General features: G+C 39.8%; 14 protein-coding genes. 8 read left to right on the top strand and 6 right to left on the bottom strand.

Annotated elements, in window-relative coordinates:
- Position 1: 1 nt before the first annotated feature.
- Both Q0064_RS13330 and Q0064_RS13325 read left to right on the top strand, forming a co-directional pair.
- Positions 2–256: a phosphopantetheine-binding protein gene (locus tag Q0064_RS13330; protein WP_298148704.1), complete on the top strand. Its 255-nt coding sequence runs from the start codon at positions 2–4 to the stop codon at positions 254–256.
- Positions 253–810, top strand: coding sequence for a 4'-phosphopantetheinyl transferase superfamily protein (locus Q0064_RS13325; protein WP_298148703.1), 558 nt, complete (start codon positions 253–255; stop codon positions 808–810). The genes Q0064_RS13330 and Q0064_RS13325 overlap by 4 nt, the downstream gene beginning before the upstream one ends.
- On the opposite strand, the gene Q0064_RS13320 is transcribed toward Q0064_RS13325, so the two are convergent.
- The 4 genes from Q0064_RS13320 to Q0064_RS13305 all read right to left on the bottom strand — a co-directional run bounded on the left by Q0064_RS13320 (position 788) and on the right by Q0064_RS13305 (position 5,693).
- Entirely contained in the window at positions 788–1,384 is a 597-nt protein-coding gene (locus Q0064_RS13320; RefSeq protein ID WP_094486558.1) for a DNA polymerase III subunit epsilon, read from the bottom strand. The genes Q0064_RS13325 and Q0064_RS13320 overlap by 23 nt on opposite strands.
- A 2-nt stretch (positions 1,385–1,386) precedes the next feature.
- Positions 1,387–3,306 carry a DUF294 nucleotidyltransferase-like domain-containing protein gene (locus Q0064_RS13315; protein WP_298148702.1) on the bottom strand — a complete coding sequence of 640 codons (1,920 nt, stop codon included), beginning with the start codon at positions 3,304–3,306 and terminating at the stop codon, positions 1,387–1,389.
- Between the two features lie 113 nt (positions 3,307–3,419).
- Entirely contained in the window at positions 3,420–4,961 is a 1,542-nt protein-coding gene (locus Q0064_RS13310; protein ID WP_298148732.1) for a DEAD/DEAH box helicase, read from the bottom strand.
- A 186-nt stretch (positions 4,962–5,147) separates the two neighbouring features.
- Entirely contained in the window at positions 5,148–5,693 is a 546-nt protein-coding gene (locus Q0064_RS13305; protein WP_298148701.1) for a DUF6155 family protein, read from the bottom strand.
- 84 nt (positions 5,694–5,777) lie between these two features.
- Between Q0064_RS13305 and nhaA the strand changes: the two genes are divergently transcribed.
- The 5 genes from nhaA to fumC all read left to right on the top strand — a co-directional run bounded on the left by nhaA (position 5,778) and on the right by fumC (position 12,650).
- Positions 5,778–7,115, top strand: a complete 1,338-nt coding sequence (gene nhaA, locus Q0064_RS13300) for a Na+/H+ antiporter NhaA (protein ID WP_298148700.1) — start codon at positions 5,778–5,780, stop codon at positions 7,113–7,115.
- Between the two features lie 3 nt (positions 7,116–7,118).
- Positions 7,119–7,388: a DUF3817 domain-containing protein gene (locus Q0064_RS13295; protein WP_094486554.1), complete on the top strand. Its 270-nt coding sequence runs from the start codon at positions 7,119–7,121 to the stop codon at positions 7,386–7,388.
- Between the two features lie 110 nt (positions 7,389–7,498).
- Positions 7,499–8,647, top strand: coding sequence for a mechanosensitive ion channel domain-containing protein (locus Q0064_RS13290; protein ID WP_298148731.1), 1,149 nt, complete (start codon positions 7,499–7,501; stop codon positions 8,645–8,647).
- A gap of 40 nt (positions 8,648–8,687) precedes the next feature.
- A complete protein-coding gene (locus tag Q0064_RS13285) occupies positions 8,688–10,856 on the top strand; it encodes a M12 family metallo-peptidase (protein WP_298148699.1) in 2,169 nt (722 codons plus the stop codon).
- Between the two features lie 396 nt (positions 10,857–11,252).
- Entirely contained in the window at positions 11,253–12,650 is a 1,398-nt protein-coding gene (fumC, locus tag Q0064_RS13280; protein WP_298148698.1) for a class II fumarate hydratase, read from the top strand.
- 58 nt (positions 12,651–12,708) lie between these two features.
- Here the strand turns inward: fumC and corA are convergent, their stop codons facing one another.
- Positions 12,709–13,788 (bottom strand): magnesium/cobalt transporter CorA, encoded by a 1,080-nt coding sequence (corA, locus tag Q0064_RS13275; protein ID WP_298148697.1) that lies wholly within the window; start codon positions 13,786–13,788, stop codon positions 12,709–12,711.
- Positions 13,789–13,940: 152 nt separating this feature from the next.
- On the opposite strand from corA, the gene hutI reads away from it, so the two are divergent.
- On the top strand, positions 13,941–15,170 hold the full coding sequence (gene hutI / locus Q0064_RS13270) for an imidazolonepropionase (RefSeq protein WP_298148696.1): 1,230 nt from the start codon (positions 13,941–13,943) through the stop codon (positions 15,168–15,170).
- Between the two features lie 308 nt (positions 15,171–15,478).
- Here hutI and Q0064_RS13265 read toward each other — a convergent pair whose 3' ends face one another.
- On the bottom strand, positions 15,479–15,946 hold the full coding sequence (locus tag Q0064_RS13265) for a hypothetical protein (protein WP_298148695.1): 468 nt from the start codon (positions 15,944–15,946) through the stop codon (positions 15,479–15,481).
- Positions 15,947–15,984 lie beyond the last annotated feature (38 nt).

Here is a 15,984-nt window from a genome sequence, read left to right as displayed (position 1 = left end):
AATGACGCAAACTGAAATTTTAGCAAAACTCATCGAAATTGTTCGACCGTATTCTCAGAAAAGTGCTGCAATGGAGCACGTTTCGATGGAAACCGATTTCATAAAAGATTTAAAAATTGATTCAGCCACTTTGGTAGATGTGGTTTTGGATGTGGAAGATGCTTTTGGCATTACAATCGATAATTCGGCCATGGAGAAAATGACGAATGTAGCCAATACGATCGCGGTAATTGAGGACGCAATTTCTCGTAAATGATTGGAAATGATATCATTGATTTGCAATTCGCGTTAAGCGAAAGTATTGTACTTCAGCAACGGCGCTTGGATAAAATTTGTACGTTGGCCGAGCAGCGCTACATTCGACAAGCCGAAAATTCGTGGCAAACATTTTGGTTGATATGGACCAGAAAAGAGGCTTGTTATAAAGCTTTTCAGCGCGATAATTACATCCATAGTATTTGTCCGCATCAAATTGAAAACCAATTTGATTCCTCTGGAATGTTGTCTGAATCGATTAGTTTTCGCGGTAAGCAATTTTTCGCACAAACAGCAATAGACGGTTCAAAAATTCATTCGATTTGCAGTAGTTCAGAGGAACGTCTGAAAGAAATACACGTACTCGACGATTTACAAGAAGTACTTTATCTGTTTGATTTTAGAAAAGATACGAATGGAATGCCGTTTCTTCAAACAAAAAACAATCATCGCCGAATTCCAATATCAAAAAGTTCGCATGGTGCATTTACGACGTATGCACTTTTCAAAGCAGATATCGCAAACCTGGACGCTACAGCTTTAATTTATGCTTGAGTTTCTGGTAAATCAACGCCAAGGCAAAAGCTTTGTCGGTAGTCGATTCTTTATCCGATTCAGGAAGTTTTAATTGTTTTTCGATTTCCTCGATGGCAAAGGTCTTGTCTGATGAAATGTCCTTGTACTTTTTGTACATAATATCTACGTCGAGCGCTTCATTACGCAAACGTCCGCAATTTAGTTTTTCAAGAACCGTGTTAATGATTTCGATGTCAAAATTCACCTGATGCCCAACAATAACCGCATTTCCGAGATAATTAATGAATTGTTCGATGGCTTGCGGTTCCAGCATTTTCTCGACTTTACTTTCAATGATAAATTCGTTCGACAATCCGTTGTCGTGGTTAAAAACGTATTGTAAAAGAACGACTTCAAAAACATCGCCGGCATTTATGTGATTCTGTTGCATTCCTACTGCACTAATCGCTAAAATGACATCTTTATGCGGATCGTTTCCCGTAGTTTGTAGTCGTAAAGCAACTGCACGTTCCGGTTTTTGTTCGATACGCGAAAGGTAGACTTTCCAGAAGTCGGGATAATTTTTGTTTGCTATTTTAATCCAGTCGAGCATAATTACGAGAAAAAGGTCAGTTGAAACTTACTTTTTACGATTTCTTCCAGTTCTTTTAAAGGAAGAATGGCACTTTTCAGCCGTTCGCGATCCGATTTAGAAAGCTCATCGGTGGCTATGTACGCGGCGTCGGAACCCGATTTGTAACCTTCGTTGGTTCTAATTTTCAACAACATCAAAAATGCTTCCGAAGCCACTTGATAAACGTCGGCATGCTTCGGCTCAAGCATCGCCAATTGCTTAAAACGACTGTACGTATTGGTACTTCCTTTGATTTCGCGACTTAAAGAAATAACTCGTGCAATTTCCACGTAAGTGAGAATCGCTCTGTTTTTAATGTCAAATAAATCTTTGTATTCGCCGTCTTCTTCTAAATTAAATTTAGAGAAAAATCCTAGTGCTGGCGGACGTTTGATCGCTTCGTTAGCCAAATAAGCCAAGAATTTTTTGTTTTTCGGAACAACCGACATGACATGTTCCCACAAGCTTTCTTCAATTTTTGCTTCACCAGCAGCAAGTTCAAAATCAAAGAAAATTCCTGGATTCTCCTGATTTTTCAAACCAGGCTTCGAAGTCCAGTCGCTGTATTGCTGTATCCAATCGGAAAACGATTTGCACCAATTGAGATTGTTGGCCATGTGCTTATTCGGACATTCGCTGTAGCCGATATCTGAAAGAAACTGCGTGGTTCGTTTTGACAAACGTAAAAAGTACTCACGCACGGCAGTAACTCGATCTATTGCCACATCTTCATAAACCAAAAAATGATCTTGATCGGTTTTCAACAACTGTTCTTTACGTCCTTGACTACCCGTGGATAAAAACGCGAAGCGGCAAGGAGGGGAGCCGTAATCTAAAATAGCGAGGTCGATACAACGTTTGATTAAAGCCATATTTACTTCGCCTGTAATAGCGCAAACGTGGGAAAGCGGAACCTTTTTCTCAATTGCTAATTGAATGAAATCGGTCATTTTTTCACGTAAATCTTTCAATTCAGAAACGCTCAGTGCTTTTTTGATCTCTTTAATTAATAATCCCGGGTTATTCGCTTGCGCGGAAATGAGATCCGAAAGATGAATAACTCCTGTAATTGCTGTCGTTTCCGTACCATCGGCAGAAACTAATAGGAGTGGTGCATTATGGCGAATGATCGACAACTGTGCTTCGGCTAGCGACGTATTTTCAGGGACAAAAACGTAATTTTTTGAGGCAATTAACTGACAAGCAGCCGTTAGCGGCAAGCGTCCCGTAGCAATTTTTGAACTTAAATCGTGTTCAGTAACTACACCTAAAAGCATATTATTATGTAAAATAACAGCGCTTTGTTTCAGATTGTCAGTCATTTGCTGTGCAACCGCTTGTACGGTATCCGAAGCTTGAACGAACAGCGGTTTTTTGTCGTACGAAAGTGATTGTAAATACTGTAATTCCGTAGAACCTTCCGGACCACGAACCGTATCGTTAACAAGTCCGCTTTTACCCATAGTGCTGAGCGAATTTCGCGGAGCAGTAGAGGCAAAACTCTGAAGTAGAAAATCTAATACCTTACTATTGGTAAGTAACAGCGGACGAAAGGTGTCGATCGGAATACCGTAAACTATGCTTTCTTCACGGGCTTTAGCCGTCATCATATAGTTATTCTTCGCGAAAAACGGTCGTAATCCCAGAATTTCTCCGGTTTCGCAGCGATTTAATAGGGTTTCTTCAGCGTCGGCAACAACAGAAAGATTTATGGCGCCGCTGGCAACGATGTAAAAGAACGGATGCAGCGGATCGTCGACTTTAAATAAAATCTGATTTTTCTCTAGTGTACGAATTTGCAAGGTCGCGGCCACGGGAACCAATTCTTCGAACGGAATTTCGCTGAAGGGTTGATAGGCGGCAAGAAACGTGGCCAATCTTTCGGCTAAAGTATTTTTCATAACACTCGTAAATATAAGCGAAAAAGATCTGAATATTGGTGATAGAAAGCTTTCTTTACAATTTTTCTATTTTACATAATATAAATTATAGTTCAATTTTATCTGTAATAAAATCAATCGTCGATAGATTCTAATATCTTCAACCTAAATAATTTACTTATTTCTAATTCAAGTTTTTCTTTATAATTTTCTGTGAGCCATTCCCGGTAATTCTTACTCACATTGCTCAAGCACATCGTATATTTCTTTACCCGATAACCAATTTCTTCGTGCAGTAATTTCGAGAGCTTTTTGGCTTCATAAGCTGTGTCGGCATTTTCAACGCACATCTTAGCGTGTTGCGCCATCGACAAGTCGAGAACTGTTTTTGCTTTCCGATTAAAGCGTACAGTTTCGGCAAATTCTTTTTCGACATCAAAAGGTTCAATTTTAGACTTTGAAAAATGTTTCGCTACTTCTGGCGGCATTTCGTAAACAAAATTCGACTCAATTTCAGCGTCTTCACGTAAATTTTCCAAATAGTATTCGGGCGATTTAAAAATGTGTTGCCAGTTTACAGGCGCGCTCCAGAGTCCGAATCGTGCAGCATTATTTCCCAAATCGATAACCGTGAACGAATCTTTCCCCGGCAATCGTCGCGATCCGCGGCCAATCATTTGAAAATAAAGCGTTAACGATTTTGTCGCGCGATTTAAAATTACCGTTTCAACCGTTGGCTCGTCGAAACCTGTCGTTAAAATTCCAACAGAAGTTAAAATAGCATCCGGTGTATTCTTAAACCACTTTAAAATAGCTTTCCGATCTGCTGTATTTGTGGTATTATCCAAGTGTTTAATCGGTAATTTCGCATTCTTAAACGTCTCTAATACATACAACGACGTACTAATACCGTTGTTAAAAATGAGCGTTTTCTTCCCTAAAGATTTTTCCATATAAGCATGCAACAATTTTTCTTGCATGGCTAGATTCGTGTAGAGATCATCGCTCGATTTTACGGTATAATCGCCGTTAATTCCAACCTTCAAACTCGTTAAACCCACATCGTATGAGTATGTTATTGCTTTGGCCAGATAGCCTTTATCAATCAAATTCGCAATGGTATCGCCTACGATTAGTTCGTCGTAGTTCTGATTCATCGGTAACTTAATGTTCGAGCTCAATGGAGTTGCTGTAACACCGAGAATAAACGACTGTGGAAAAGAACTTAACAATTTGCGAAACGAGTTGTAATGCGCTTCATCGATAATAACGAGACCAATGTTATCTAATTGAAGAACAGCGTCGTTGATACGATTTTTCAAGGTTTCGACCATCGCAACAAAACACTTGTAGTCTTTTTGATCCGGAAGTTCCTTTATTTTACTGTTAATGACCTTATTGCTTACGCCGAAATCGCGCAACATTTTTGAGGTTTGTTTGCACAATTCGATTCGGTGCGTAAGGACCACAACTTTTTTGTCGCCTTTCTCGATATACCTGCGTACTATTTCAGAAAAAATCACAGTTTTTCCGCCGCCTGTAGGAAGTTGATACAGCAAATGATAGTTGGGCTTTGTTTGCTCCATACGCTCAAAAATGCGATCAATATCCTCACGCTGATAGCCGTACAACGTTCTACGCTCCTCTGCCTCTACTTCTATTATGGGTTGTTCTATCAAACTGCGAAAATTGAAATTTTGCAAATTTACTTCCTTTTTTTGGGCTGTAGATTAACTTTATGATAATAATCTAAAACATCTTAAACAATTTATAAAATGTCCTTGAGGAATAGCCGATTAGCCCTCGTAAATACTGGCCTTAATCAAGAATTGCCGACTTTAGTTCTAAAGCTCTAAAAGCCGTTACTTATCTAATAATTTTTGAAATTCACTTTTTGAAAGTAATTCTGCGTGAATGTCGGCGAAATTTGCAGCATTCGGCCAATTTTGTATTTCAACATCTTGGATGATTTGTGCAATTTCCCGTTGATTGTCGGCATAAAATCCGTGTTGTATAGAGAACTTAATCAATTGCACAAAATTGGTGTAGGTTCCTTTGTAGAAGTTTTCGTGGCGGATGTAGCGTTTTCTGCTGTATTTGAGCTGTAGCTGAATATTGAAAAACATCAGTTCAATGATTTTTTCCGGCGCCATTTCCAGCGATATAAAGTGTTTGATGAAGTTGTTAGCCACCGTTCGGCGGAGCTTCGCGCGCTTTAAAGTCTTTGGAAAATACTCGGCTTCGATTTTAACTTTCGCGGCAACGATCATTTTTTGTGTTTGAGGAGCAAATACAAAATCGAAATACACTTTTACCGGTTTGAACTTGTCGTACAATAAAGTTACCAAGTCCTCCAACGGTTCTCTCGGCATTTCGGAAATGTACTTTTTCAAAGCTCTTTTACTCATAGCAACGTTTCTAAATTCCAAATATATCGTGAAAATTGAAGGATTGCTGATGCCTATTCTATATTTTTGAGGAAAATTTCGCCATTGGAAAAATTAAAGCAAAAAGTACAACGCAAATTCCTTAAACCTGTCGCCAATTTTGTGAGTAAATCGACAGCGGGAAGTTTGTTTTTACTTGTAGCTACGCTAGCCGCCGTTTTTATAGCCAATAGCAGTTATGCCGATTGGTACCATCACTTCTGGAAGCAAAAGTTTGGCTTTTCGTTCGACGGACAATTGTATTTGGAAAAAGACTTACATCATTGGATAAATGACGGTTTGATGGCCATTTTTTTCTTTGTCGTTGGATTGGAACTTAAGAGAGAAATCGTTGCCGGCGAGCTATCCGAAATAAAAAAAGCGGCACTCCCGATTTTTGCAGCTATCGGCGGCATGTTGGTTCCAGCGGCTATTTTCTTAGTTTTCAATCATGACAATCCGCAAGCTGTTTCGGGCTGGGGAATTCCTATGGCAACCGACATTGCTTTTGCTTTGGGAATTATCTACTTCTTGGGCGATCGTATCCCAGATTCGTTAAAGGTGTTTCTTGCCGCATTAGCCATTGCCGACGATCTTGGAGCTGTACTCGTAATCGCGTTTTTCTACACTTCTGAAATTGAATTGACTAATTTGGGCGTTGGTGCACTTTTTCTGTTAGTCTTGCTTTTAGCGAACCGTTTAGGCGTTCGAAATACCGCTTTTTACGGGATTATAGGAGTTTCAGGAGTTTGGCTATCCTTTTTGTTGTCGGGTGTTCACGCTACGATTGCCGCGGTTTTAATTGCCTTTACCATTCCGTCGCGAACTAAAATTGAAGAAACCGAGTTTACTTCAAAAATGAAAGACAACCTGAGTGATTTTGAGTCGGCAGAAGGCAATGAATTTCCAACGCTTACCGCGGAGCAACTACATTTATTGGAACGCATGAATCGAAATATTGATGCGGCATTAACACCTTCGCAAAAATTAGAACATCAACTGCATCCAATTGTTGCTTTTGTCATTTTACCCGTCTTCGCTTTTGCGAATGCAGGTGTTACTTTTTCGGGAAATATAGTTGAACAATTGCTTTCAAACGTGGCGATAGGCGTGGCATTGGGCTTAGTTCTAGGAAAGGTCATCGGTGTGTTTTTAACCTCTTACCTCCTACTCCGTTTGAAATGGGTTCAACTGCCTGTTGGGGTCTCGTTATATCAGCTTTTTGGCGTTTCTTTTTTAGCCGCCATTGGTTTTACGATGTCGCTTTTCGTGACCGAATTGGCCTTCACGGATGCGCAACTGATCACAGAAGCTAAAGTCGGCATTTTTGCTGCTTCTTTACTTGGTGGAAGTTTAGGCTACCTGCTTCTCTCTAAAAATAAGTCTAATTTAATTGTTGAATAAATCGTGTTTAAATTATTTAAATTCACAGCTTTACTGGAAGGTGTTTCGTTATTAATTTTGCTTTTTATTGCGATGCCATTAAAGTACATTTGGGGTGATCCGCTGGCTGTAAAATATGTGGGAATGGCTCATGGCTTGCTTTTTATCGCTTACGTTATTTTCGCAATAATGCTTAAAGACGAACGAAATTGGGATTTGAAGCGAACTGCGTTAATATTGCTAGCATCTGTGGTTCCGTTTGGAACTTTTTACGCTGAAAAGAAATTATTTTGATTCAAAATTATCTCAAATACTTGTACAAGCTGGTTCCTCGATTTTTGAAGGAATTAGAATTTTCGTACACACTAAACGCCTATACTTCGGTGCTGATAAACACGGCTATCATGATTGTTTTAGCTGTTGTTTTGTATCGCGTTGCCAAGTATTGTTTGGTTTATTTGATGATCGTAACGGCACGTAAAACGAAAACAAAATTCGATGATTTACTCGTGTCTAATAAAACGGCAAAGTATGCTGCACAGTTGCTGCCACTCTGGTTCATAAAGCATTCAGTACCTGTTATTTTAGTTCGTTTCGACTATTGGGAAGGAATTTTTGCCACCGTCGTTCGGGTATACATCATCATCTTAGTGCTGTACATCATCCGAACAATACTAAGCGCTTTACGCGATTATTTAAAGTCGCTTCGCAGATTTAGCGACAAACCAATAGACAGCTACTTACAAGTTATCATGATCACCCTAACAACGTACGGCGTAATCATGATAATCATGCTCATTTTCAACACAAAACCGGCAACTTTATTAACAACTTTCGGAGCTATTTCTGCGATTATTTTATTGATTTTCAAAGATACAATCTTAGGCTTCGTCGCTAGCATTCAAGTGTCAGTTAATGATATGGTTCGTATCGGCGATTGGATAACGATGACCAAATTTGGTGCCGATGGCGATGTTATTGAGATTAACCTCGCAACGGTTAAAGTGCGTAATTTCGATAATACAACAACTACAATTCCCACCTACTCGCTGATTTCAGATTCTTTTCAAAACTGGCGTGGCATGCTCGATTCGCCCGGTCGCAGAATTAAGCGTCATATTCTAATAAAATCACACAGCATACGATTTTTAGAAGATTCAGATATCGAACGCTTGAAGTCGATTCAATTGATTAAGGAATATTTAGATACACGATCAGCAGATATTAATAGATTTAATGCACAACGAAATATCGATAAATCTGTTTTGATCAACGGACGCAATCTCACAAATTTTGGTGTTTTTCGTAAATATATCACACAGTATTTAAGCCATTATCCGGGGATTCAAAAAGATATGATTTTGTTGTGCCGACAGTTACAACCTACTCCTAACGGAATTCCTTTGGAGATTTACTGTTTTTCTGCCGACAAGCGTTTTGAAAATTATGAGTACATTATGGCTGATATTTTTGACCATATCTTTGCTGCGGTTCCATATTTTGATTTGGAACTTTTTGAATTTCAACAAGCTGTTGAACCAACCAATACCTAATTTACGTATCTATATTTTGAATCGAGATTAAAACACAAATATGAAACGAATTCTACTCTTTTTATTGATGTCTGCCGGCGTCTTTGCACAGAACAAAGGACGAGTCGAAAAGAAAGTCGACCAACTTCTTGCCGCAGGAACCGTTTTTCAAACGCAAAATCTTATTGCAAATCATGCTAACGATACGCGAAATACCGCGCAAGTTTCGGATGCAACGGTTCTAAATGTAAATTTCGGAACGGTACAAAGTCTGCTTACTGCACAGCCCGAGTTTATACGAATATCGCTGCCATACCAAAATCAGATTTTGGATATCAATCTCTATAGAGTCGATATTAAATCTGCTGATTTCGAGGTGCTAACTCCTCAAGGATCGTTCGCAAACTTTTTGCAGGCGGCACATTATCGAGGAACTGTATCCGGATTAAACCGTTCATTAGTTTCTTTGAATATTTACCCAAATCAAATTAATGGAATCATTGCTACTGAAACATTTGGTAATTTAAACCTTGGTAAGTTAAAGAACAACACATCTGCATTTTCGCACATACTATACTCAGACGTTAACTTAAAGAAGTCGAATGAGTTTAATTGCGCTGTAAAAGAAAAGCCAACGGAACTAACAGCTGAAACGAGTGCAGTTGCCACCACCAGCCGTTGTGTAACGAATTATTACGAAATCGATCATGCTATTTACCTAGAAAACAACAGTAGCGAAGCAGAAACCACCGCATGGATGGAATCGCTTTTTAATAATGTACAAACCATTTTTGATAACGACGAAGTAAATACCGCTTTAAAAAGTATTTTCATTTGGACAACTCCCGATTCGTACAGCGGAGAAACATCAGTCGATTATTTGTTTGGATTCAACACTTTTCGACCTACATTTAATGGAGATGTTGGCATGCTATTAGGAATCGATGAAGGTGCGCTTGGAGGTGTTGCAGTAACAATTAATGGTTTGTGTAACGAGCAGAATTTTTCATACAGCGACGTTGATTTGTTTTTTGAAGACCTTCCCTTGTATTCGTGGCCTGTAAACGTAGTTACGCATGAATTAGGTCATTTGTTTGGTTCTCAACATACACACGGTTGTTACTGGAACGGAAACGACACACCTATCGACGGATGTGGGACAACTTTTAGTGAATTTTTTGCAGAAGGCGACTGTGAATTTGGTTCGCTTCCTGAGCCTGGAGTTGGCGGAACCATCATGAGTTACTGCCATATTTTACCAGAAATCGGAGTGAATTTGATTAATGGTTTCGGGCCACAACCCGCTGCGCGTATGCAAACGGCCATCAATAATTCTACCTGTTTAAGCACCGATTGTATTAATACGTGTATCACATTGGTGTCGAATTTAGTAGCAAATAACATAACTGATACCACAGCCAGTTTTACATGGAACGACGAAATTCCAGCGACGAATTATGAAATCTCTGCCGGAATTTATCCGTTTTCAGTAGATCAAATGAATTTTATCCCACTTACGGGTCAACAAGCAGCAATCGGCTCTTTAATTCCAAATACCTTTTACCGCTTTTTTGTGCGTCCCGATTGTCCAGAGAATGTAACGGGTTCAGCAGCTTCGGTACTTTTTGCTACAGCTGCAAACTGGTGCGAATCTCCCATTGTTATCACCGACACCGGCGGCTCTATCGGCGAATATCAAGATAACGAACGTTGGGTGCGTCAAATCATTCCCACGACTTTTGATTCGGCAATTAAAATCACTTTTACCGAATTCTTTTTGGAACAGGATTATGATTTCTTAACTATTTATAACGGCGTTTACCCAGGTCCAGACGCAACACTTGTTGGTCAATTCACTGGTGTCGACGTTCCTGAAATGGTAACTAGCACCGCAGCGAATGGTGCTTTAACTTTAGAATTCTTCTCTGACGGTTTTATCTCCGATTTAGGGTTTACTGCAGAAGTTTCCTGCCTAACACTTGGAGTTTCTGAAAACCAATATATTGATTTACAGTATTATCCAAACCCAACAACAGCTGTTTTAACGGTGCGCGCTTCAATCGACATCCAAAAAATTGAAATTTTCAGTATGGATGGTAGAAAAGTAATTGACCAACAAAATAGTGGCAGCATGCTTCAAGTGAACACCGCAGCCTTAGCTCAAGGTTCCTACATCGCAAAAATTACCGGAACCGATGTTCAAACGAATTTTAAGTTTTTGAAACGCTAAGAATAGATTGATTCGAATAAAAACAAAAAGAGGTGACCTAAATCACCTCTTTTTTTAAGACTCTAACTGAGCCTGCTTTTTTTGTTCGCGGCGTTCCTTAATCATATTCATGCTCGCACCTCCAACCCAATAGAATACAAAACTTACGAGAAAAAACATAAGCCAGAATCCAATAGTCAAGATCGTCAAGAATACTAAGAACCCGAGATACTGCTGAAATTCAAACATAGTACCGGTATTAAGTGAATTCCCTACAAAAGTAATTTATTTTAGACTGTAATCAGATAAAATATCACTTTTTTTAAAGACTTCTAATAATTACTTTTGAACAGCTTTTTAAAAGCCAAAACAAACAGCACGTCAATAACCTAATAATCGAAAAAAATCCTAGAAAAAATGGAATATCGTATTGAAAAAGACACCATGGGCGAAGTGAAAGTTCCTGCAAACCAATACTGGGGCGCACAAACCGAACGCTCTCGCAATAATTTCAAAATTGGTGAACCTGGCTCTATGCCAAAAGAAATCATCGAAGGTTTTGCCTATTTGAAAAAAGCCGCAGCCTATGCAAATTGCGAATTAGGTGTACTTTCAACAGAAAAAAGAGATGCTATTGCACAAGTTTGCGACGAGATTCTTGCCGGAAAACTCGATGCCGAATTTCCACTTGTAATTTGGCAAACCGGCTCTGGAACCCAAAGCAACATGAACGTAAACGAAGTTATTGCAAACCGAGCCCAAGTTCTTATGGGTGGAAAAATTGGTGAAGGCGAAGCTTTCGTGAAAGCAAACGACGATGTGAATAAATCGCAGTCCAGTAACGATACTTTCCCAACAGGAATGCACATTGCTGCATATAAATCTGTCGTAAGTCGTACACTTCCTGCTGTGAAAAAGCTTCGTGATACCTTACACGAAAAAGCAGTTGCATACAAAAACGTGGTGAAAATTGGACGTACGCACTTGATGGATGCTACTCCGCTTACACTCGGACAAGAACTAAGCGGTTACGTAGCGCAGCTCGACTACGGAATGAAAGCGCTGGAAAACACTTTAGCTCACTTACGTGAATTGGCGCTCGGCGGAACTGCCGTAGGAACCGGACTCAATACGCCAGAGGGTTACGACGTTTTAGTTGCCGAATACATTGCAAAATTCACCGGACTTCCGTTCGTGACTGCACCTAATAAATTTGAAGCTTTAGCCTCGCACGACGCTATTGTAGAATCGCACGGTGCTCTCAAGCAACTGGCCGTTTCACTAAATAAAATTGCGAACGATATTCGTATGCTTGCTTCAGGCCCACGTTCTGGAATTGGCGAGATTTTCATTCCAGAAAACGAACCTGGATCTTCAATTATGCCAGGTAAAGTCAATCCAACCCAATGCGAAGCTATGACAATGGTTTGTGCGCAAGTGATGGGCAACGACGTAGCTATTAGCGTTGGCGGTATGCAAGGTCATTACGAGCTTAATGTATTTAAACCCGTTATGGCTGCAAACTTCTTACAATCTGCGAGATTAATTGCCGATGCGTGTCTGTCTTTCGACGAACATTGCGCCCAAGGAATCGAGCCTAATTACAAGCGAATCAAAGAATTGGTAGACAATTCGTTAATGCTTGTTACAGCGTTAAACACTAAAATTGGTTATTATAAAGCAGCTGAAATTGCGCAAACAGCACACAAAAACGGAACGACTCTCAAAGAAGAAGCCGTTCGTTTAGGTTATGTTTCCGAAGCTGATTTCGATGCTTGGGTAAAAGCAGAAGATATGGTTGGAAAAATCAACTAAACTTGAAAGCGGCTCTTCGGAGCCGTTTTTTGCTTTATACGAGTTCAACGTGAAATTGTTAAAACCACTTTTTCTTCTTAAAGTAAATTACCATTGCAACAACCGAAAATAACATAACCAACCAAACGCCCGGATAGCCGTAAACCGATTTCAACTCGGGCATGTGCTCGAAATTCATTCCATAAACGCCAACGATAAAGGTTAAAGGCATGAATATCACCGAGAAAATCGTAAGCGTTTTCATAATCTGATTCATCTTTTGCGATTGCGATGAAAAGAAAACATTTGCAGCACTTTCCAAGGTCTTATTATCGTATTCCAATTGTTCGATGATCTCCAAACATTTCTGGTATAAACGCGCAAAAAAGACATAATTCGACTTCGAAATACGCTCAAAATCATCGTCTTCGCGAATTTCTTTCAAGGTATATAACGCATCGCGCAACGGAATAATGTTGCGTTTTAAAAAGCTGGTTTCTTCTCGTAAACGCTCAATTTGTTCTAAAAATTCGGCTTTGTGATTGTTCTTGGCTTCTACCATTAACAATTCAATACGATCTTCATAATGCTCAATCGTAATAAAGAAATTTTCAATTACGGCATCAAGCATAACATACAGCAAATAATCGTTCTTCTTTTTGCGAATAATTCCTGCTCCACTGCGAATTCGCTCACGCAAATGCGAGAAAAAAGCACTGCGCTTCTCTTGAAACGAAACCAATGTATTGTCTTTTAATAGAAAACTAATTTGGTCGACGTACAATTTGCTGTCGTCTCCGAGAAGAACCGATTTGATACTAAAAAATAGCACATCATCAAATTCATCTAAACGAGCGCGTCGATTTACATTGAGCACATCGCCCACGACATACGGATTCAGTTCAAGTATATCGCCAATCGATTGTATGAGTTTAACATCGTGTAATCCGTGGATATTCAGCCATTTAATATCATGTTTTTCTTCCGGATCGGTTAACTCGAATTTAATTTTTTCCAAACTCGGATTTAAATACTCTTCGTAACCTTCCGAATCGTAAACAAATAACTGAACTTCAATAGGTTCGCTCGTATGCGTTCCGGTATATTCCGCGAAATTAGGCTGAACTTTTCGTACTCGATTGTATTTGATGCGCTGCAAAACTTTTTTGAATAAAGATAGTGAGCTGTAACCGATTTCAAAACAATACGGCAAAAATCCGCTCTAGCGTTTTTCTATGCTGTTGCTTTTCTATTTCTTTGGTACTTTCGCAAGAACTGCAAACAAATAAACCGACGCATTTTCTACTCATTATGATCGCAACGAAAACCGTTTTAACGCACATCGCACAACTGCTTCAAGTACGCGAAACTCCCGAAAAACCCTTAGTAGGAACCGATTTTAACGAACTTCCGTTGCTGGAAAATGCATTTTTAAAAATCTCCGACGGACGCATCGAAGCCTTCGGACACATGGAAAACCTAGGTTCAATCGAAGGTTACACGGAAATTGATTGCAGCCATCGCTTGGTTTTGCCGGCGTACATCGATTCGCATACGCATTTGGTGTATGCCGGCGATCGTACACTCGAGTTTGCCGATCGAATTCAAGGCTTGACCTATGCCGAAATTGCCGAAAAAGGCGGCGGTATTTTGAATTCGGCTGCATTATTGGCAAAAACGGATGAAGAAACGTTGTATCAAGCCGCTTATGAACGTTTGCAACAAGCTATTCAATTGGGTACGGGCGCGATTGAAATTAAAACCGGTTACGGATTATCGACCGAGGCCGAATTAAAAATGCTGCGCGTTATCGAGCGTTTGCGTGCGGCGAGTCCGATTCCGATTAAAGCTACGTATTTGGCGGCGCACGCGGTTCCTACAGCATTTAAAAGCAATCCGGATGCGTATGTCGATTTAATCATCAACGAAACGCTGCCGCAAGTTGCTGCCTTGGAAATTGCGGAGTATATCGATGTTTTTTTGGAAACCAATTATTTCAACAGTGCGCAAACCGAGCGTATTTTGGCCGCTGCGGCGCAATACCAGCTAAAGCCAAAGATTCACGTCAATCAGTTTACAACAATCGGAGGCATTACAACGGCAGTAAAACACGGCGCTTTGAGTGTCGACCATCTCGAAGTTATGGCACCCCAGGATTACGACGCGCTTGCCAACAGTAAAACGGTAGCGGTGGCGCTTCCCTCCTGCTCGTTCTTCATTCAAATTCCGTACACGCCAGCAAAAGAATTGATGCAGCGAAACATTCCGTTGGTTTTGGCAACCGATTTCAATCCTGGGACAAGTCCGAGTTTAAACATGAATTTTGTGGTGGCGTTAGCCTGCATTCAAATGAAGTTAACTGCCGAGCAAGCCCTGAACGCAGCAACACTAAACGCGGCATTTGCACTCGAATTACAGCACGAATTAGGCAGCATAGCCGTAGGAAAACGCGCGCAACTAATTATCACAAAACCAATGCGTTCGTACTGGGAAATTCCCTATTATTTCGGAAACAACCCGATCGAGCGCGTAATCAACTAATACGTTTTGTTTTTTTTGGGCGGCCGAGCGGGCTTTCCGTTCCAATCTGTAGCCGCTCCGTAAACTACGCAACTACAGGATTTCCACTGCAATCCCTGCCGCAACAGCAAACCACCTGATGCTGCTTGGTTGGGAAGAACGATACGAAAAGGAAAATGATGGTTTTAACATTCAAATTACTTTCTTTTGATTCGTTTTTAAACCGTCCGTATTCGTAATTACGATTTAAAACACTAAACTTCACCATTCGAAATTTTCTTACATCGTAATTCGGACAAGAAAACTACATTTCAAAAACCTACGATTTTTCATTTATCAAATTTTTGCAACTCCTTTGTTACAAGTTCAACATTTTCTTTATTGCTAATTTTTGATATCAACGAAGTATAATGATTCCCATTTTGGAGATCGGTGATGACAACCGCTTGTAAAAAGTAGTCATCGGTCTTCAACTTATTGAACATTTTCAAAAATAAGTTAAATCGAAATTCCTGATTGCTGAATTTCTCTTTACGGTTGCGTCTGATTTTTACTGGTGAAGTATCACAATAATAGTACAGTATAACATTGTTTAAATTCAAATAATCCAACACGATACGAATAAACTTATTAAGTGTCTTTAACGAATTCGTTTCAATATTTGCCGAAAGTAACGCTATGGAAACATCTACTAGCGGAATTCCAAACTTTACGTCAATACTCTTAAATTCGGTAAAAGTAACTATATACTGGTAACCTTCTTCCGTTTCAAAAGGAACAACTAACTCCGAACTCAACTTAATTTACTGTTTAGTCTTAGGAAAATAAATGTGCT

Source organism: Flavobacterium sp. (assembly GCF_027490375.1).
In the GTDB taxonomy this organism is placed as follows: Bacteria; Bacteroidota; Bacteroidia; order Flavobacteriales; family Flavobacteriaceae; genus Flavobacterium.
Note: the sequence above shows the minus strand (reverse complement) of the source record. Positions and strands in the feature narration are given on the sequence as shown.

What these genes read in the sequence shown, in the direction of transcription:
- Q0064_RS13330 (WP_298148704.1), top strand. Translation starts at nt 2, where the DNA reads ATGACGCAAACTGAAATTTTAGCAAAACTCATCGAAATTGTTCGACCG.
- Q0064_RS13320 (WP_094486558.1), bottom strand. Translation starts at nt 1,384, where the DNA reads ATGCTCGACTGGATTAAAATAGCAAACAAAAATTATCCCGACTTCTGG.
- hutI (WP_298148696.1), top strand. Translation starts at nt 13,941, where the DNA reads ATGATCGCAACGAAAACCGTTTTAACGCACATCGCACAACTGCTTCAA.
- Q0064_RS13290 (WP_298148731.1), top strand. Translation starts at nt 7,499, where the DNA reads ATGATTGTTTTAGCTGTTGTTTTGTATCGCGTTGCCAAGTATTGTTTG.
- Q0064_RS13285 (WP_298148699.1), top strand. Translation starts at nt 8,688, where the DNA reads ATGAAACGAATTCTACTCTTTTTATTGATGTCTGCCGGCGTCTTTGCA.
- fumC (WP_298148698.1), top strand. Translation starts at nt 11,253, where the DNA reads ATGGAATATCGTATTGAAAAAGACACCATGGGCGAAGTGAAAGTTCCT.
- Q0064_RS13325 (WP_298148703.1), top strand. Translation starts at nt 253, where the DNA reads ATGATTGGAAATGATATCATTGATTTGCAATTCGCGTTAAGCGAAAGT.
- Q0064_RS13305 (WP_298148701.1), bottom strand. Translation starts at nt 5,693, where the DNA reads ATGAGTAAAAGAGCTTTGAAAAAGTACATTTCCGAAATGCCGAGAGAA.
- Q0064_RS13315 (WP_298148702.1), bottom strand. Translation starts at nt 3,306, where the DNA reads ATGAAAAATACTTTAGCCGAAAGATTGGCCACGTTTCTTGCCGCCTAT.